Origin of the sequence: Thermodesulfovibrio sp. 3462-1 (assembly GCF_040451425.1) — a bacterium.
In the GTDB taxonomy this organism is placed as follows: Bacteria; Nitrospirota; Thermodesulfovibrionia; order Thermodesulfovibrionales; family Thermodesulfovibrionaceae; genus Thermodesulfovibrio; species Thermodesulfovibrio obliviosus.
In genome coordinates, this window is the sequence record NZ_CP144374.1 from 1,599,193 (window position 1) to 1,617,660 (window position 18,468).

The 18,468-nt window shown below is 37.1% G+C and carries 24 protein-coding genes; 6 read left to right on the forward strand and 18 right to left on the reverse strand.

Going from position 1 to position 18,468, the window contains the following annotated elements:
- Window position 1 precedes the first annotated feature (1 nt).
- From rplB to V4D31_RS08420, 17 genes are all read right to left on the reverse strand, one after another.
- Window positions 2-820: a 50S ribosomal protein L2 gene (gene rplB, locus V4D31_RS08340; protein ID WP_353685981.1), complete on the reverse strand. Its 819-nt coding sequence runs from the start codon at window positions 818-820 to the stop codon at window positions 2-4.
- Complete coding sequence (gene rplW / locus V4D31_RS08345) at window positions 821-1,108, reverse strand: 50S ribosomal protein L23 (RefSeq protein ID WP_353685982.1); 288 nt, start codon at window positions 1,106-1,108, stop codon at window positions 821-823. It abuts the gene before it with no gap.
- Window positions 1,108-1,740: a 50S ribosomal protein L4 gene (gene rplD, locus V4D31_RS08350; RefSeq protein WP_353685983.1), complete on the reverse strand. Its 633-nt coding sequence runs from the start codon at window positions 1,738-1,740 to the stop codon at window positions 1,108-1,110. Before rplD ends, rplW begins: the two co-directional genes overlap by 1 nt.
- Window positions 1,737-2,354, reverse strand: coding sequence for a 50S ribosomal protein L3 (gene rplC, locus V4D31_RS08355; RefSeq protein WP_353685984.1), 618 nt, complete (start codon window positions 2,352-2,354; stop codon window positions 1,737-1,739). The genes rplD and rplC overlap by 4 nt, the downstream gene beginning before the upstream one ends.
- Complete coding sequence (rpsJ, locus tag V4D31_RS08360; protein ID WP_353683997.1) at window positions 2,351-2,656, reverse strand: 30S ribosomal protein S10; 306 nt, start codon at window positions 2,654-2,656, stop codon at window positions 2,351-2,353. Before rpsJ ends, rplC begins: the two co-directional genes overlap by 4 nt.
- 1 nt (window position 2,657) lies before the next feature.
- Entirely contained in the window at window positions 2,658-3,857 is a 1,200-nt protein-coding gene (gene tuf / locus V4D31_RS08365) for an elongation factor Tu (RefSeq protein ID WP_353685803.1), read from the reverse strand.
- A gap of 28 nt (window positions 3,858-3,885) precedes the next feature.
- Window positions 3,886-5,970 (reverse strand): elongation factor G, encoded by a 2,085-nt coding sequence (gene fusA, locus V4D31_RS08370; RefSeq protein WP_353685985.1) that lies wholly within the window; start codon window positions 5,968-5,970, stop codon window positions 3,886-3,888.
- 14 nt (window positions 5,971-5,984) lie between these two features.
- Complete coding sequence (rpsG, locus tag V4D31_RS08375; RefSeq protein WP_353685986.1) at window positions 5,985-6,455, reverse strand: 30S ribosomal protein S7; 471 nt, start codon at window positions 6,453-6,455, stop codon at window positions 5,985-5,987.
- A 13-nt stretch (window positions 6,456-6,468) separates the two neighbouring features.
- Entirely contained in the window at window positions 6,469-6,840 is a 372-nt protein-coding gene (gene rpsL, locus V4D31_RS08380) for a 30S ribosomal protein S12 (RefSeq protein ID WP_353685987.1), read from the reverse strand.
- A 171-nt stretch (window positions 6,841-7,011) separates the two neighbouring features.
- Window positions 7,012-7,356 carry a peptide chain release factor-like protein gene (locus V4D31_RS08385; protein WP_353685988.1) on the reverse strand — a complete coding sequence of 115 codons (345 nt, stop codon included), beginning with the start codon at window positions 7,354-7,356 and terminating at the stop codon, window positions 7,012-7,014.
- 1 nt (window position 7,357) lies between these two features.
- The gene (locus V4D31_RS08390) at window positions 7,358-8,032 is read right to left on the reverse strand and encodes an HAD family hydrolase (protein ID WP_353685989.1); all 675 of its coding nucleotides are present in this window, start codon (window positions 8,030-8,032) and stop codon (window positions 7,358-7,360) included.
- Complete coding sequence (aat, locus tag V4D31_RS08395; protein ID WP_353685990.1) at window positions 8,013-8,771, reverse strand: leucyl/phenylalanyl-tRNA--protein transferase; 759 nt, start codon at window positions 8,769-8,771, stop codon at window positions 8,013-8,015. The genes V4D31_RS08390 and aat overlap by 20 nt, the downstream gene beginning before the upstream one ends.
- Window positions 8,746-10,971: an ATP-dependent Clp protease ATP-binding subunit ClpA gene (gene clpA / locus V4D31_RS08400; protein ID WP_353685991.1), complete on the reverse strand. Its 2,226-nt coding sequence runs from the start codon at window positions 10,969-10,971 to the stop codon at window positions 8,746-8,748. The genes aat and clpA overlap by 26 nt, the downstream gene beginning before the upstream one ends.
- Complete coding sequence (clpS, locus tag V4D31_RS08405) at window positions 10,961-11,266, reverse strand: ATP-dependent Clp protease adapter ClpS (protein ID WP_353685992.1); 306 nt, start codon at window positions 11,264-11,266, stop codon at window positions 10,961-10,963. The genes clpA and clpS overlap by 11 nt, the downstream gene beginning before the upstream one ends.
- 42 nt (window positions 11,267-11,308) lie before the next feature.
- Complete coding sequence (locus tag V4D31_RS08410) at window positions 11,309-11,887, reverse strand: hypothetical protein (protein ID WP_353685993.1); 579 nt, start codon at window positions 11,885-11,887, stop codon at window positions 11,309-11,311.
- Between the two features lie 19 nt (window positions 11,888-11,906).
- Complete coding sequence (gene argJ / locus V4D31_RS08415; RefSeq protein ID WP_353685994.1) at window positions 11,907-13,085, reverse strand: bifunctional glutamate N-acetyltransferase/amino-acid acetyltransferase ArgJ; 1,179 nt, start codon at window positions 13,083-13,085, stop codon at window positions 11,907-11,909.
- Window positions 13,085-14,302, reverse strand: a complete 1,218-nt coding sequence (locus tag V4D31_RS08420; RefSeq protein ID WP_353685995.1) for an aspartate kinase — start codon at window positions 14,300-14,302, stop codon at window positions 13,085-13,087. The genes argJ and V4D31_RS08420 overlap by 1 nt, the downstream gene beginning before the upstream one ends.
- Before the next feature lie 128 nt (window positions 14,303-14,430).
- Between V4D31_RS08420 and V4D31_RS08425 the strand changes: the two genes are divergently transcribed.
- Window positions 14,431-14,553 carry a hypothetical protein gene (locus V4D31_RS08425; protein ID WP_353685996.1) on the forward strand — a complete coding sequence of 41 codons (123 nt, stop codon included), beginning with the start codon at window positions 14,431-14,433 and terminating at the stop codon, window positions 14,551-14,553.
- 41 nt (window positions 14,554-14,594) lie between these two features.
- Here the strand turns inward: V4D31_RS08425 and V4D31_RS08430 are convergent, their stop codons facing one another.
- Entirely contained in the window at window positions 14,595-14,963 is a 369-nt protein-coding gene (locus V4D31_RS08430; RefSeq protein ID WP_353685997.1) for a response regulator, read from the reverse strand.
- A gap of 107 nt (window positions 14,964-15,070) precedes the next feature.
- Between V4D31_RS08430 and rplI the strand changes: the two genes are divergently transcribed.
- From rplI to V4D31_RS08455, 5 genes are read left to right on the forward strand one after another with little or no spacing between them, the layout of a single operon-like run.
- The gene (rplI, locus tag V4D31_RS08435) at window positions 15,071-15,514 is read left to right on the forward strand and encodes a 50S ribosomal protein L9 (protein WP_353685998.1); all 444 of its coding nucleotides are present in this window, start codon (window positions 15,071-15,073) and stop codon (window positions 15,512-15,514) included.
- Complete coding sequence (gene dnaB / locus V4D31_RS08440; protein ID WP_353685999.1) at window positions 15,514-16,896, forward strand: replicative DNA helicase; 1,383 nt, start codon at window positions 15,514-15,516, stop codon at window positions 16,894-16,896. Before rplI ends, dnaB begins: the two co-directional genes overlap by 1 nt.
- 1 nt (window position 16,897) lies before the next feature.
- Window positions 16,898-17,704, forward strand: a complete 807-nt coding sequence (gene amrB / locus V4D31_RS08445; RefSeq protein WP_353686000.1) for an AmmeMemoRadiSam system protein B — start codon at window positions 16,898-16,900, stop codon at window positions 17,702-17,704.
- Entirely contained in the window at window positions 17,694-18,296 is a 603-nt protein-coding gene (locus tag V4D31_RS08450) for a molybdenum cofactor guanylyltransferase (RefSeq protein WP_353686001.1), read from the forward strand. Before amrB ends, V4D31_RS08450 begins: the two co-directional genes overlap by 11 nt.
- Window positions 18,284-18,466: a twin-arginine translocase TatA/TatE family subunit gene (locus V4D31_RS08455; protein ID WP_353683977.1), complete on the forward strand. Its 183-nt coding sequence runs from the start codon at window positions 18,284-18,286 to the stop codon at window positions 18,464-18,466. The genes V4D31_RS08450 and V4D31_RS08455 overlap by 13 nt, the downstream gene beginning before the upstream one ends.
- Window positions 18,467-18,468: the final 2 nt, after the last annotated feature.

Genomic DNA, 18,468 nt, shown 5'->3' on the forward strand with positions numbered 1-18,468 from the left:
TTTACTTCCGCCTCTTTATTATAAACTTATCAGTTCTTTTATTTTTCCTCGTTTTAACTCCCTCAGGTTTACCCCATGGTGTGCATGCAGGCCTTCCTCCAGAAGATTTACCCTCTCCACCTCCAAGAGGATGATCAACAGGATTCATTGCAACACCCCTGACTGATGGACGTCTTCCCATGTGCCTCATCCTTCCTGCTTTTCCGATTATTACATTTTCATGATCAATATTACTTACCTGCCCTATTGTTGCAAAACAATTGATATTTATCAATCTTACCTCTCCAGATGGTAACTTAATGTGCGCATATTTACCTTCTTTAGCCATAAGCTGTGCTGCTGTGCCTGCGCTTCTTACAAGTTTTCCCCCTCCACCAGGATAAAGCTCAATATTATGTATCATTGTTCCAAGTGGTATTTCTTTAAGAGGCAAACTATTACCAACTTTTACATCAACGCCTGAGCCACTTATTATTTTATCTCCGACATTTAATCCATCTGGTGCAAGAATATATCTGTATTCACCATCCACATACTTCAAAAGAGCTATTCTGGCTGATCTATTGGGATCATATTCAATGCTTACAACTGTTGCTGGAACACCGTGTTTGTCTCTTTTAAAATCTATAATTCTATAAAGCTTTCTGTTGCCTCCACCTTTAAGCCATGAGGTGATTCTGCCCTGATTGTTTCTTCCTCTTGTCTTTTTAATGCATATTGTCAGTGGTTTATAGGGCTCTTGACTGGTTATCTCACTAAAATCAGGATATGTTACAAATCTTCTACCTGCTGATGTTGGTTTACATCTTCTTATAGCCATTTATACACCCTCTATCAGATCTAATTTTTCCCCTGGTTTCAGGGTAACTATCGCTTTTTTTATCTTCTTAGTTCTTGTAAAATGAAGTCCAACTCTTTTTAACTTGGGTTTAACATTAATAACATCAACGCTATCAACTTTTACCTTAAATATTTCTTCAAAAGCCCTCTTAATTTGAACCTTGTTCGCATCGGTATGAACTTCCACAATGATTTTATTCTGTCCTTCTTTAAGATTTAAAGCTTTTTCTGTAAAAATAGGTTTTTTTATTACATCATAAATGTTCATTAGCAAACCCCCTTAATTCTAAGCAACTTATCAAGTCCCTCAACAGTAAATATCACCCTGTCAAACATTGCCACATGGTAAGCATTGAGATCTTCTGCCCTTACTACGCCTACATATGGAATATTCCTTGCTGAAAGAAGTATTTTTTCATCTTTTTCTGGAAGAGCTATAAGAACAGAATGCCCATCCAGTTGCAAATTCTTTAAAATTTTTACCATATCCCTGGTTTTTATTTTATCAATAGTTAAGTTGTCAAGTAACAAAATCTCATTGTCTTTATATTTCATTGTTAAAGCTTTAAATAAAGCCGTATCTTTCATTTGTTTTGGAAGCTGAACATAGTAATCCCTTGGCTTAGGACCAAAAACTATTCCACCTTTTCTCCATAAAGGTGATCTTATACTACCATGCCTTGCTCTTCCTGTGTGTTTTTGCCTCCATGGCTTTCTTCCTCCACCAGAGACTTCAGCTCTTGTTTTAGTAGAGTGCGTACCCTGTCTTTGATTTGCCATATAGGCAACTACTGCTGTATGAACAACAGATTCATCTGAAGTATTATTAAAAACAATCTCTGGAACTTCCTTTTTTCCAACTATGTTGTTATTGATATCTCTTACCTCAATCTCCATCATGCCTCTACCTTCCATATTTCTAATATTCCGTTTTCACCACCCGGAACAGCACCTTTCACAAGAAGTAAATTCTGCTCCGGAATGACATCAACAATTTTTAAATTTTTCACAGTAACTCTTTCATTTCCCATATGACCAGCCATTCTTTTGCCTTTCCATACTCTTGAAGGAAAAGAACTTGCACCAATAGAGCCAGGAGCCCTGTTAAACATAGAACCATGACTGTCAGGACCACCTGCAAAGTTATGCCTTTTCATAACACCTTGAAATCCTTTTCCTTTTGAAATTCCTCTCACACTTACCACATCACCTTTTGAAAATATCTCTACAGTAACTTTATCTCCCACATTAAATCCTGCCATTTTAAATTCCTTTAAAACTCTGCAAGGAGGAACTCCTGCTTTTTTAAAAATTCCAAGCAAAGGTTTTGGTATATTTTTCTCTTTCTTTACTTCCTTAAAACCAAGCTGAACTGCCTCATAACCGTCCTTGTCCTTGCTTCTTACCTGAACAACCCAGCAAGGTCCTGCTTCTATTACAGTTACAGGAACAATCCTGCCTTCTTCATCAAATATTTGAGTCATTCCTACTTTTCTACCTAAGATTCCTCTCATAGCTTTATCTCCACATCTACCCCTGCTGAAAGCTCCAACTTCATAAGAGCTTCCACTGTCTCGGGGGTGGGATCATGTATATCTATTAATCTTTTATGCACTCTTATTTCAAATTGTTCTCTTGATTTTTTATCCTGATTCGTTGACCTTAAAACCGTGTATCTGCTTATCTTTGTTGGTAAAGGCACAGGACCTGAAATCCTTGCACCTGTCCTCTTTACCGTATCCACTATTTCTTTAACAGACTGATCCAGAACTCTGTGATCATAAGCTCTTAATTTTATTCTGATCTTTTGGTCCATTTTACTCCAGCACCTCTGTAACTACACCTGCACCTACTGTTCTTCCACCTTCTCTTATGGCAAACCTCAATCCCTCTTCCATTGCTATAGGTGCTATCAACTCTACTGTGAGATTTACGTTGTCACCAGGCATTACCATCTCCACTCCCTCAGGTAACTTTATCACTCCTGTTACATCTGTGGTCCTGAAATAAAACTGCGGCCTGTATCCATTGAAAAAGGGTGTGTGCCTACCACCTTCTTCCTTCGTCAATACATAAACCTCTGCCTTAAATTTAGTATGTGGCGTAATACTCCCTGGCTTAGCCAATACCATCCCACGCTCTACTTCATCCTTGCCTATACCCCTAAGCAAAACTCCTATGTTGTCACCTGCTCTTCCTTCGTCAAGTATCTTACGAAACATCTCTATCCCTGTGGCTACTGTCTTGCGTGTCTCCCTTAGTCCCACTATCTCTACTTCATCTCCTACCTTTATTATCCCTCTTTCTACTCTCCCTGTAACTACTGTCCCACGACCAGAGATGCTAAATACATCCTCTATGGGCATTAAAAATGGCTTGTCTATCGGTCTCTCAGGCTCAGGAATGTAGTTATCCAACGCATCAAGTAATTCCTGTATGGGTTTATACTCAGGTGCATTCGGATCTCTACTGGAACTCTCCAGTGCTTTCAGCGCACTACCCCTCACTACAGGTATCTCATCACCAGGAAATCCATACTTGCTCAGTAGCTCCCTTACTTCAAGTTCTACTAAGTCCAACAGTTCAGGATCATCTACCATGTCTGTCTTGTTCATAAATACTACTATGTATGGCACCCCTACTTGCCTGGCAAGCAGTATGTGCTCCCTGGTCTGCGGCATTGGTCCATCATTTGCAGCTACTACAAGTATTGAACCATCCATCTGTGCCGCTCCAGTTATCATGTTCTTTATATAGTCTGCATGCCCAGGACAGTCTACATGCGCATAATGACGCTTTTCTGTCTCATATTCTACATGCGCTGTGTTTATCGTTATCCCCCTTGCTTTCTCCTCAGGTGCATTGTCTATCTGATCATAACTCCTGTACTGCGCCATCCCCTTGAGCTCCAGATACTTCGTTATCGCTGCTGTCAAAGTGGTCTTGCCATGGTCAATATGCCCAATTGTCCCTACATTTACATGCGGCTTCTTCCTCTCAAACTTTGCCTTTCCCATTACCTTCCTCCTTAAAATCTTTAAAACTTTATTTGTTATTTCCCTTTATCTTAGCAATTATCTGCTCTGTAAGATTTTTAGGAACCTCATCATAATGCGAAAACTGCATTGTATATGTGCCTCTACCCTGTGTTTTTGACCTCAAATCAGTTGCATACCCGAACATTTCTGCCAGAGGAACCATTGCTCTTATAACCTGTGCTTTTCCTCTTTTTTCCATAGACTGAATTTTACCACGTCTTGAATTTAAATCTCCTATCACCTCACCCATATAATCTTCTGGAACTACCACTTCTACATCCATAATTGGTTCCAATAAAACAAGTCCAGCTTTTTTACAAGCATCTTTAAATGCCATTGAAGCAGCAATTTTAAATGCAAGCTCTGAAGAGTCAACCTCATGATAGGAGCCATCAAAAAGAGTCACCCTTACATCAACAACAGGATATCCAGCAAGAACTCCTCCCTCCATAGCTTCAACAATACCTTTTTCAACAGCAGGAATGAATTCTCTGGGAATAGTTCCTCCAACAATATTATTCACAAACTCAAAGCCCTTTCCTCTCTCTAAGGGCTCCACTTCAATCCACACATGTCCATACTGACCACGTCCACCAGTTTGCCTTATAAACTTTCCTTCAGCCTTAGCTGGCATTTTAATCGTTTCTTTATAGGCAACCTGAGGTTTTCCAACATTTGCTCCAACTTTAAATTCTCGTGTGAGCCTGTCAACAATTATTTCAAGATGAAGCTCTCCCATTCCAGAAATAATTGTCTGACCAGTTTCTTCATTAAAGCTTACCCTGAAAGAAGGATCTTCCTGAGAAATTTTCTGCAATGAAAGAGATAATTTTTCTTGATCTGCTTTTGTTTTTGGTTCTATAGCAACAGAGATAACAGGCTCGGGAAACTCTATGGATTCAAGAACAATAGGATTATTTTCATCGCAAAGAGTATCTCCTGTTAAAGTATTCTTTAAACCTACGACAGCTGCGATATCTCCTGCACAGATTTCTTTTATTTCTTCTCTTCTATTTGAATGCATTCTAAAAATTCGTGCAACTCTTTCCTTTATATTTCTTGTGGAATTGTATACATAGCTACCAGATGTTAAAACTCCTGAGTAAACACGCACATAAGTAAGACTACCCATGTAAGGGTCTGCCATTATCTTGAATGCAAGAGCTGTCAATGGTTCATCTACACTTGGTTTTCTTGATATTTCTGCCCCATCAAGAGGATTTATTCCTTTTACAGGAGGAATATCAAGAGGAGAAGGTAAATAATAAACAATTGCATCAAGAAGCATTTGAACTCCCTTATTTTTGAAGGCAGAACCACATAAAACAGGAGTGAGCTTCATCTGGATTGTTCCTTTTCTTAAGGCAGCCCTTATTTCTTCTGCAGTAATCTCCTCCCCAGAAAGATATTTTTCCATAATTCTGTCATCTATGTCACAAAGGGCTTCTATCATTTTTTCTCTATATTTTTTTGCCCCCTCAAGATACTCAGAGGGAATTTCATCTTCTACAAATTTGGCACCGAGAGTTTCATCGTCGAAATAATAAGCTTTCATTTCAATCAGGTCTATAGGCCCTCTAAAGGTATCTTCTCTGCCAATAGGAATCTGAACAGCAACAGGATTAGCACCGAGTTTTTCTACCATGCTTTCTATTGACATAAAAAAATCTGCTCCTATTTTATCCATCTTATTCATAAAAGCAATTCTCGGCACTTTATATTTATCAGCCTGTCTCCAAACAGTCTCACTCTGAGGCTCCACTCCTGCTGAAGCATCAAAAACAGCAATAGCTCCATCAAGCACTCTTAAAGATCTCTCTACTTCAATTGTAAAGTCCACATGTCCAGGAGTGTCTATTATGTTGATTTTGTGATCTTTCCACATACAGCTTGTAGATGCTGCAGTAATAGTTATTCCACGCTCCTGTTCCTGAGGCATCCAGTCCATTACTGCTGTGCCTTCGTGGACCTCGCCTATTTTATATGTAACGCCGGTATAATACAGAATTCGCTCAGTAGTAGTTGTTTTACCAGCGTCAATATGAGCCATAATACCAATATTTCTCGTCTTCTCAAGTGGGAATCTTTCCATAATACTCCTCTAAATTACCACCTATAATGCGCAAAGGCTCTATTGGCTTCTGCCATTTTGTGGGTTTCTTCTTTTTTCTTTATTGAAGCACCTACATTATTGTAGGCATCTAATATTTCTGCAGCAAGTCTTTCTTTCATTGTCTTTTCTTTTCTTTGACTTGCATATGTTTTAAGCCATCTTAATGCAAGACTTAATCTTCTGTTGGGTCTTACTTCCATTGGAACCTGATAGGTAGCACCTCCAACTCTACGAGGCCTTACTTCAAGAACAGGTTTAATATTTTCAATTGCCTGTTTAAACACTCTTAATGGATCCTGACCTGTTTTTTCCCTGATAATTTCAAAAGCACCATAGCATATTTTTTCACTTATTGATTTTTTACCATCTTCCATAATTACATTTATCAATTTTGATACAAGTTTACTCTGATATTTTGGATCAGGTAAAACTTCTCTTTTTGGAACATAACCTCTTCTTGGCATCTTCTACTCCTGCTTATTTTGGTCTTTTAGTTCCATATTTTGAACGACTCTGTCTTCTATTATTAACACCTGCACAATCCAGCGTTCCTCTTACAATATGATATCTAACACCTGGTAAATCCTTTACTCTACCGCCTCTTACAAGAACTATTGAATGCTCCTGTAAATTGTGCCCTTCTCCAGGTATATAAGCTATTACCTCAACTCCGTTAGTAAGCCTTACTTTTGCTACTTTTCTTAAAGCAGAATTAGGCTTTTTTGGAGTTGTTGTATATACCCTTACGCAAACCCCTCTTTTCTGAGGGCATGATTGCAAAGCAGGTGATTTGGTTTTCTTTTCAACCTTCTGCCTGCCTTTTTTTACTAATTGTGCAATTGTTGGCACCTTTTCACCTCATAATAAAATTACTTTAACAAAACTTTAACATTCGTAGACAAGACTTTTTAGTTTATCAAAAAATAAAAAGTCTGTCAAGTAAGTTAGCAGCAAAATTTGAAATATATAAAAAGTAATTTAACCAATTTCATATAAAAAAAGCAACAAGAATCAATAATCTTAGTCAGGAGAATTTCTGTGATACTTGCTTTTTCTCTTCCTTATTTTTTCAATTTCTTTCTGTTTTTCTGTAGGAATGCCTAAATATTCTTTTAATTTTTCCACAAGCATTCTGCGTGCAAAAAAGCGATTTAATCCCTGGGATCTTTCCTTTGTGCATTTTACCTCAATCCCTGTAGGTTTATGCTTTAAATAAACTCCTGTAGAAGCTTTATTTAGCTTCTGTCCTCCATGTCCCGAGCATCTGATAAACTTCTCATCAATATCTGATTCCTTTATTCCCAGCTTTTGCATTTCACTTAAAAGCTCTTTTTCTTTCTTTTCAGTTACTGGAAATTTTCCCATTTTAGGAAAGAAGTGGCAAAATTTTATTGATTTCTCCAAGAGTTTTAATAACTATGTCTGCCTCTGTCTTTTGTAATGTTTCAAAACTGTAAGGGCCTGTAGCCACAGCTATTACCTTTGCTCCATAGGGCTTTGCACAGGCTACATCTCTTGGAGTATCGCCAATAACAATACAATGATGGAAATCTAAATAATTATTGAATGTCTTTGAAAATCTCTTAACAGCTATGGGCAAAAGCTTGTTTCTGTCTTCATGGTCACTTCCAAAAGCACCAGTAGGGAAAAAAGAATTTAAGCCAAAGGGGTCTAACTTAATTCTTGCGCCTTTTTCAAGATTTCCTGTAAGAAGTCCTATTGGATATTTTAATTCATAATAAATGAGTTTTATAAATTCATCAACCCCTGGTTTCAAATGCTTTGAATTGTTATTGATTTCAATTTTTAGATTTTCAAGATAACTTTCAATTAAATCATTAACTAACCACGAAGAGGGCTCAATCCCATTAAGCAGAAGTCCTTCTTTTATTATCTGGATATCGGTTTTACCAGCCATTTCAAAGTTTTTAAAGGCCTCTTTAATTCCAAGAACCTTTTCAAAAGCTTTATTGAGAGAGCGGGTTCCCGCTCCTCCAGCACTGATTAAAGTTCCATCAATATCAAAAAGAATTAGCTTCATAAATCCTCCGTGAAATTAACTTTTCTTTCAGAAATTTTGCAGTTTTTGATGTAGGCTCTGGCTCTTTATTCCATTCTATTGAATCTTTTTTCTTTAAAGCTTCATCAAGTAAGACAAGAAAGACTCTTCGTGGTAATTCATAGGCTCCAAGGCTTAATAAATGTCTGTTTGTAATCTGGCAGTCAATAAAATAAAAACTATTTTTAATCAGATGCTCAACAAGGCAGGCAAGAGCCACCTTTGATGCATCTTTCATAAGTGTAAACATTGACTCACCAAAAAAAGCTCTACCAATTGAGACTCCATACAGTCCTCCTACTATTTTACCTTCAAACCAGACTTCCACTGAATGAGCATATCCAAGTTTATGAAGCTTTATATAAGCCTCCATCATTTCTGGAGTAATCCAGGTTCCTACAGAATCCCTTCTTGGAGCTGTGGCACATCCCTTAATAACAGAGATAAAATTTCTATCAAAACTAACTTTATAAATGTCTTTTTTCAAACTCTGATAAAGACTTCTTGACATTTTAAAAAGCATGGGAAATATCAGAGGTCTCTGAGGAGGTGACCACCACAGAATTGGTTCATTATTGTACCATGGGAATATTCCTGACCTGTAGGCAAGTATAAGTCTTTCAGTGCTAAGATCTCCACCAATTGCAAGTAATCCATCAGGATCTGCAAATTCTGGATGAGGAAAGAATAATTCATCACGACGAAGCAAATACACCGTCATCTATTTCAAAAGAAAGGCTTCCTTCATGTAGAGTTACGATAACTTTTCCACCTTGTTTAAGTCTTCCAAATAAGATTTCTTCAACAAGCGGCACTTTTATTTCTCTTTGAATAATTCTTTGAAGGGGTCTTGCTCCAAATTTTGGATCAAAACCCTTTTGAGCAATCCATTTTCGCGTTTTCTCTGTAATTTCAACGAAAATATTTTTTGATGCAAGCTGTTCATTAAGTTCCTTTATAAATTTGTCCACAATCTTTAAAACAATATCTTCAGGTAAAGGATTGAAGGTAACTATTCCATCAAGTCTGTTACGAAATTCAGGGCTAAAAAGTCTTTCAACTGCTTCTTTACTTTTTCTGAGTTGATCAGAACTTCTATCACCAAAACCAATTACTGGTCTTTCCATTTCTCTTACACCAATGTTTGATGTCATAATAAGAATGACATTCCTCATATCTGCCTTTCTTCCTGTGTTGTCCGTGAGAGTTCCATAGTCCATTACTTGAAGCAGCACATTAAATATATCTTCATGAGCTTTTTCTATCTCATCAAGCAAAAGCACGCAGTGAGGATTTTTTCTTATCTGCTCAGTAAGAAGTCCACCCTGTTCAAATCCAATATATCCTGGAGGAGCTCCAATAAGCTTTGCAACAGAATGTTTCTCCATATATTCAGACATATCAAATCTTATAAAACTAATTCCCAGTATGTTTGCCAGCTGTCTTGCAAGTTCTGTCTTTCCAACTCCAGTAGGACCGGTAAACAGAAAGCAACCTATTGGTCTCTGAGGCTCTTTAAGACCCGCCTTAGCAAGTTTTATTACTCTTGAAACTACTTCTATTGCTTCATCCTGCCCAAAAATTACAGATTTTAATCCTGATTCAAGATTTTTAAGTCTGTCAGCCTCACTTGATGTTATCTCCTGAGAAGGTATTCTTGCTATTTTTGCCACTGTCTGCTCAATTACTTTTTCAGTAACAACAGGATTATCGCTGTGGTAAAGTCTCACAACAGCACCTGCCTCATCAATAACATCAATGGCTTTATCTGGTAAAAATCTCTCTGTTATATATTTCGCTGAAAGATGAACTGCTGCACACAGAGCCTCTTCAGTATAGATAACTCCATGATAGTCTTCATAATGGGATTTAAGTCCTTTAAGAATTTCAATTGTCTCTTCCTCAGAAGGCTCGGAGATGTCTATTTTCTGAAATCTTCTTGAAAGTGCCCTGTCTTTTTCAAAATAGTTTCTATATTCTTCATAAGTTGTAGCACCAATACAGCGGATTTTCCCTTCAATTAAAACAGGCTTTAAAAGATTTGATGCATCAACAGTGCTTCCACTTGCAGATCCAGCACCAACAACAGTATGAATCTCGTCTATAAAAAGTATGCAGTCTTTGATTTTATAAAGAGAGTTTATTAAAGTCTTCATCCTTGCTTCAAAATCTCCCCTATATTTAGTCCCTGCAAGCAATGAACCCATGTCAAGAGCAAAAATTTTAACATCTTTAAGATGCTCTGGAACTTTATCATGAGCAATCTTTAACGCCAGTCCTTCAACAATTGCTGTTTTTCCAACCCCTGGTTCGCCTACCAGAATTACATTATTTTTTCTTCTCCTGCTTAAAACCTGGATAACCCTTTCAAGTTCACTGTCCCTACCAATTATTGGGTCAATTTCTCCTCTTCGTGCCTTTTCAACCAGTTCTATTGTAAAGGTCTTAAGAGGATCTCCCCGTTTTTCCTCTTTTGTTACAGTTTCTCCAAAGCGTGTCTTAGGACTACCATGAGAAATATAATTCAAAATATCAATTCTTGTAATTCCATATGACTTAAGAAGGTTTACTGCGTAGGTTTCCTCCTCAAGAAAAAGGGAGGCAAGGAAATCTCCTGCATCAGCTTCTTTTTTTTCTGCACTTTTTATATGATTGAGAGTTCTTTCCATCACTCTCTGGAAACTCACTGTTGGATATGTCTGACCCTTATTTTTTCTTTTTGGAACCTGTTCTTCAAAAAATCTTTCAATATTTCTTTTAATCTGTTCAGGATCGCCGCCACAGTTTTTAATTATCTCCATACCAAACTCATCATGAAGAATAGCATAAAGAAGATGTTCAACTGTAAGATATTGATGGCCTCTCTCAATGGCATCTTCAACAGTGGCTGATATAATAATCTGTAAATCCTTATTGATCATCTCTTTCTATAGTGCATTTTAATGGAAAACCATTAGCTCTTGCAAGGCTTTCCACCTGAGCCACCTTTGTTTCAGCAATCTCCTTTGGATAAATTCCTGCAAGACCTTTTCCGTGTCTGTGAACATAAAGCATAATTTGGGTGGCTTCTACTTTTGATTTGTCAAAAATTGTCATTAACACATGAACAACAAAATCCATTGTTGTGTAATCATCATTCAGCAGATAAACTCTGTAACGGTCAGGAGCATCAATTGAGATTTCCTCTTGTTCTTCGAGGAAAATTTTTTCTTCCATAATTTTATGATAAAAGAACAGGTATCAAAAGTTCAATAAAATTTAATGTCTGAGTAATCCGAAAATTCCTATGAGAATAGTTATAAATGTGAAGCCTGCCCCCATAAACCATTGCAAAAATTGAATTCTTTTATCAATTGCCTCAAAACGCTTATCAATTGCTTCAAAACGCTTCTCAGTTGCTTCATGATAAACTTTCATCTCATTGCGCACTGCCTCAAAACGCTTATCCATTGCCTCAAACCGCTTCTCAGTTGCTTCATGATAAGCTTTCATCTCATTGCGCACTGCCTCAAAACGTTTATCCATTGCTTCAAACCGCTTCTCAGTTGCTTCATGATAAGCTTTCATCTCATTGCGCACTGCCTCAAAACGATTATCGCTCGCTTCACGATATGCTTTCATCTCACTGAGAATTGCCTCAAAGCGTTTCTCACTTGCTTCAAATCTGGCATTTTCAATTTCTCTTAATGCCTTAAGTTCTTCTTCAACTCGGATTATCCTTTCAATAAGAGAAAATTCTTTTACCCGTTGTTCATTCTGACGGACAAAGTTTTCAACAATCTCTTTTACAAGGGCTTCCAATTCTTGTTTTGATATTTTTTCTATAACTTCAGGCATAACTTAATTATATCACAATTTATGTTCTATAGGCAGAGTTTATTCGCACATATTCCTCAGATAAATCTGTTGTAAAAATCTTTGCCTGTCCTTTACCAAGATTCAGATTTATCAAAATCTCAATCTCACTCTGCTTTAAAGATTCTTTTAAATCTTCTTCTTTAATCGTTGGCATTCCTTTAGCAAAAAGGCATATGTCATTTATATAAATCTCAATTTTTTCTTCCTTTAAAGAAACTCCAGAGTACCCCGCAGCAGCAATCACTCTACCCCAGTTGGGATCACATCCATAAAAGGCTGTTTTAACCAGAAGGGAATTTGCCACAGCTCTGGCAACTCTTTTTGCATCCTGAGCTGTCTTAGCTCCTTTAACATTAACTGTTATGAATTTTGTTGCTCCTTCCCCATCCTTCACTATCATTTTTGAAAGCTCAATGCACAAATCAGTAAGGGCTCCTTTAAACTGCTTCCATAAAGTGGTTTTTCTTTCAATCTTTATATCAGATTCTCCATTTGCAAGCATTAAAACCGTATCATTTGTTGACATGTCTCCGTCAACTGTAATTGAGTTAAAGCTCTGTGCCACAGCATCTCTTAAAGCCTCTTTCATCAAATCCGAACTTATCTTTGCATCCGTAAGTATTGCGCACAGCATTGTTGCCATATTCGGAGAGATCATTCCAGCACCCTTACATATTCCAAGAATTGTCAATGCAGTATCCTCTTTAATTTGCCTGTATGTAAGCTTTGGAAAAGTATCTGTTGTCATTATTGCTTCTGCAACCTGTGCTGGCTGAGCATTGCCAAGACTGCTTACAAGTTCATCAACTGCTTTAATGATTTTTTCAACAGGTAAAGGCACTCCTATAACTCCTGTTGAAAGCGGTAGAACATGTTCTTTATTGATATTAAGCCTGTCTGCCAGATAATTAGTTATTTTTAATGCATTGTCTATCCCGTTCTGCCCTGTACAGGCATTTGCATTTCCACTGTTTAAAATCAATGCCTGAGCCTGTCCTGAGCGTATTCTTCTCATACATATTTTTACTGGCGCTGCTTTAATTTGATTTGTAGTAAAGACTCCTGCAACCTGTGCTGGTTTCTTAGAATAAATTAATGCAATATCATACCTGTCTGGGTACTTAATCCCTGCCTTTGCAACAGAATAGAGAAATCCTCTTGGTGAAACAATGTCCATTACTGCTCACCTAACTTAAATGTATCATGAAGAACTCTTACAGCAAGCTCAGTATATTTAGCATCAATAAGGCATGAAATCTTTATCTCTGATGTGCTTATTGCCATTATGTTTATTCCATGATTGGCAAGGGCTTCAAACATCTGAGCTGCTACTCCCGAATGTGTTCTCATGCCAACGCCTACAATGGAAATTTTCGCTATCCCCTCATTTAAAATAACTCCCTCAGCTCCAAGTTCTTTTGAAATTTTTTCTGTAAGTTCAAGAGCTTTTTTAGCATCTGTTTTAGGAACAGTAAAAGAAATGTCAGTTGCTTTACCATCACTGCTTATGTTCTGAACAATCATGTCAACAACAATATTGGCATCTGCCACTGCTTTAAACAGTTTTGCTGCTATTCCAGGTCTGTCAGGAACTTTAAGAATTGTAATCTTTGCCTGATTTTTGTCATGGGCAATGCCTGATACTACAACTTTTTCCATATCTTTATCCTCCTTTGTAACTAATGTTCCTGGATTCCAGTTAAAGCTTGAACGAACTATTACAGGGACATTGTATTTCATTGCAAACTCCACAGAACGAGTTTGCAAAACCTTTGCTCCCAGTGAAGCAAGTTCAAGCATTTCTTCATAAGAAATCTTATCAAGCTTACGGGCATTGGGCACAATATTTGGATCAGCAGTAAATACACCATCAACATCTGTATAAATCTCACATAAATCAGCATTCAATGCAGCTGCTATGGCAACAGCTGTAAGATCAGAGCCACCTCTACCAAGTGTTGTCACATCCTCTGTTTCTGTAATTCCCTGAAATCCTGCAACTACTACAACATAACCATCTTCCAGAGCTTTCAATGCTCTTGTTGCGATAATTTTCTCAATTCTTGCCTTTGTATGTACTGCATCGGTAATGATTCCCATTTGCCTTCCAGTAAGAGCAATTGCCTTATGTCCCAGTTCACATAAAGCCATTGCTGTAAGTGCGGCAGTAACTCTTTCTCCAGAGGAAAGAAGCAAATCCATCTCCCTTTCTGGTGGGTTTGAACATACCTGATGAGCGAGTCCAATGAGTTTGTCTGTCTCTCCAGCCATTGCAGAAACAACAACCACCACTTTGTTGCCTTCTTTAACAGTTTTTGAAATCCTTTCTGCAACAGCTTTTATTCTTTCAATGTTTGCAACAGAAGTTCCACCATATTTTTGAACAATAAGCATAGGCGCCTCCATCTCGGAAATTTGAGTTTTTCTATTATGTAAAAATTCTTCAGTTTTTTACAATTACTTAGATTTATCCCTCCTGGCTTGAGCTTAATCCAGAAAATATTATTGTTCTTCCTTGAGGAATGTCTTCAGATACAGCAGAAATTCTCGAAGTTGCTATCAAAGCAAAGATAACTGTAACTTTCGGATTCCCAAAAAGAGGACATCTACTTTTTCCCGGAAAAGAATATACAGCTTTTTATTAAAGATGTCGGTAAAAAAGAAAGCCTGAATATTGCCATGCGTGCTACTGTGCTGCTTTATGAAATTCTTCATCAATGCTCCTTAAAGCCTCTTTAAACTCTTGAAGATAAAAAGGTTTGGTAAGACAGAGAGCATTATATTTGAAAATTTCTTCTTCAGGGCAGTTCAAGGTAGATAAAATTATCACAGGTTTATGAAAAATTATGCTCTCTATTTCTTTTAGAAGATTCCATTCCTTTATTGTTGTATAATCAGCTATAATAAATTTGTAGTCTGAAAATGATTTTACAGTTGATGTAGCAATTTCACCTTCATAGCCGAAGAACCGTAGATACTCCATTAAGACTTCTCTTACAAGTCGGTTATTTTCAATAATCAGAACTTTTTTCTGACACTGAATTAAAAAAATCATTATTGAAAATCATTAAAGAACTGAGCTCAAAATAGTCAGGCTTCCTATACTTGTTTGTGCATATGGTATGATATATTTAAGTGAAAAATTTTTGTGGGGAGGCAGTAATGAAGGTAATTCTCAAAGAAGATGTTCATGGATTGGGTAAAGCAGGACAGATTATCAATGTAAAAGATGGATATGCAAGAAACTATCTTCTGCCAAGAGGACTTGCATTAATTGCTGATGAGAAAAACTTAAAAGCCCTTGAGTATCAAAAGAAAAAATTTGAAGAAGAAGCAAAGAAAAAGCGTCAGGATGCAGAATCAGTTGCAGAAAGACTCAGTGTTCTTGAACTTATAATTAAAGCAAGGGCTGGAGAAGACCAGAAACTTTTTGGTTCCATTACAGCAAAAGATGTAGCAGAAGCTTTACAAAATCAAGGTTTTTCCATTGACAAAAGACAGATCAACATCTTAGAGCCCATAAAAAGATTGGGAGAGCATGAAGTAGAGGTTAAACTCCATTCAAATGTCAGTGCAAAATTAAAGATTAATGTTGTAGGAGAATAATGGCTTATTTAAAGGAAATAGATGCTACTGCCCTCAGACTACCACCTCAGAGTCTTGAGGCTGAACAGGCTGTGCTGGGAGCAATAATTCTTGAAGGAGAATCAATAACTAAAGTAATTGAAATACTTTCACCAGAAGATTTCTACAGCGAAAGACACAGAAAAATTTATCAGGCAATGCTTGAACTTTTTGATAAAAATGAGCCAATTGACCTCATCACTCTTACAGAACATTTAAAGGACAAGGGTGAGCTTGAAGAGGCTGGTGGAGTTGGCTATTTAGGAAATCTTACCACAGTAGTTCCTACAGCAGCAAATATAAAATATCATGCCAGAGTTGTCAGACAAAAGGCTTTATTGAGGGCACTTATTCGTGCCTGCACAGAGATTGTTACAAAGGTTTATGAAGAGCCTGAGGATGCTGAGGAAATGATTGATTATGCTGAAAGATTAATCTTTGAAATTTCAGAAAAACGAACAAATACAAGCTTTTATCATATGAAAGATGTTGTGAAACATACTTTCAAGATAATAGAGAGCATGTATGAGAAAAAGGCAGTAATAACAGGTATTCCTTCAGGTTTCAAGGACCTTGACGAGTTAACCTCAGGTTTTCAGCCAGGGGATTTGATAATTATTGGTGGCAGACCAGGAATGGGAAAAACAGCTTTTTCATTGAACATTGCCCAGCATGTGGGAGTAGAACTTGGGCAGCCTGTCGCCTTTTTCAGCCTTGAGATGTCAAAAGAGCAGATTGCGATGAGACTTCTCAGTAGCATTGCAATGGTAAATTCCACAAGCTTGAGGAAAGGATTTATCAGTAAAAAAGACTGGGAAAGGATTACTGATGCTGCTGTAAGACTCAGTGAAGCTCCAATTTACATAGATGATTCTTCTCAGATGAGCGTTCTTGAGATAAGGGCAAAAGCAAGAAGGCTCAAAATGGAAAAAGGTAGCCTTGGATTGGTTATCATAGACTATCTTCAGCTTATGCGAAGTAGAAACTCATATGATGTAAGAGAGCAGGAAATAGCTGATATATCCCGTTCACTTAAAGCTATGGCAAAGGAGTTAAAAGTTCCTGTCATTGCACTCTCTCAGCTTAACCGTTCAGTGGAAAAAACTTCTGATAGAAGACCTACTCTGGCAAATTTAAGAGAATCAGGTGCAATTGAACAGGATGCAGATGTAATAATTTTCCTTTACAGGGATGAGGTATACAACAGGAAAAACACTGCCAACAAAGGGAAAGCTGAAATAATAGTAGCAAAGCAGAGAAATGGTCCTACTGACACTGTGTATCTTACTTTTCTGGATGATTATACAAGATTCCTTGATTATACAGACATGTACACAGGCACAGAAATACAAGAGGAAGTGTAAAATGCTCAGAAGAAAGCCAGCAGTTGCAGGGTATTTTTATCCATCAAATCCTAAAGAACTTTTATATGAAATGGAAGAATACATGCCCTCACAGGCAAAAGTAAATGCTCGTGGTGCCATATGTCCTCATGCAGGATATGTTTATTCAGGTCATGTAGCAGGTTCAGTATACTCAAGAATTTCTCCTCGGGAAACCTTTATTCTTCTTGGACCAAATCATACTGGTTATGGAGCAGAGATTTCTTTGATGACCGAGGGGCAATGGGATATTCCTCTTGGAAGTTTAAAAATAAATGAAGAACTTGCAAAAAAAATCATGGAAAAATCTTCTGCTACAGAAGACACGGAGGCTCATCTTTATGAACACTCTCTGGAAGTGCAGCTTCCTTTTATTTATAAACTCAATCCTCAGGCTCAGATTGTGCCGATAACATTAAAAATGCTTTCACTTAAAGACTGTCTCAGTTTAGCACAGGGCATTGCTAAAGCAGTGGAAGAACTCACTCTTAAAGATAAAGTTATTGTTATTGCAAGCACAGATATGAGCCATTATTTACCAGATGATCTTGCAAGAAAGGTTGATGCTCTGGTAATTGAAAAAATTAAAGCCTTTGATCCAGAGGGAGTTTACAACACTGTATTAGAGCATGGAATATCAATGTGTGGAGTAATTCCCACCACAGTAATGCTTCAGGCAACAAAACTTCTTGGTGCAAAGGAAGTTCAAATTATTAAATATGCAACCTCTGCTGAAGTTAGCAGAGACTATGATAAAGTTGTAGGATATCTCGGTGCAATTGTCATCTAAGCTGCCTCTGACAGGTGTGATACTTGCTGGTGGAAAATCTTCACGAATGAAAATTAATAAATGTTTACTCTCTTTTAATAACCGCAGGCTTATTGAAATTCTTCTCATAAACTTAAAAGAAATATTTGAAGATCTTTTCATCGTTACAAACTTTCCTGAAGCATATTTTTATACTGGAGTACCTCTCATTGGAGATATTTATCCTTTTAAAGGACCAATGGCAGGAATTCATGTTGCATTGAAAAACTCAAAATACGATGTCTTTGCCTTTGCCTGCGATATGCCTTTTGTTAAAAAAGAAATCATCTATTTTCTTGGTGGAAAACATATTTCTCAAAAAAACAACATAACTGTTGGCTGTTATAATGAAAAAATTTATCCTTTACCAGGGATTTATTCAAAAGAGATGCTGAATGAATTAGAAAATTTACTTAAAGAAGACAAGCTCAGCATGATTAGACTTATTAAAGATGTGCATGCTCAGACAGTTGATGTTGCAAATTTAGATGAAGAAGGGTTATCTTTTATTAATGTAAACACAGAAGAAGATTTAAAATTTCTTGAAAAAGGAGGCAAAAAATGTTTGGATTAGGAACACAGGAATTAATGCTTATTCTCATAATAGTGGTTATTCTTTTCGGAGCAACAAGACTACCACAGATTGGCAAAGGAATTGGAGAGGCTATAAGGAACTTTAAAAAAGCAACCTCTGAAAAGGACGAGATTGATGTAACTCCAAAAAAGGATGAAGAGAAAAAATAAAT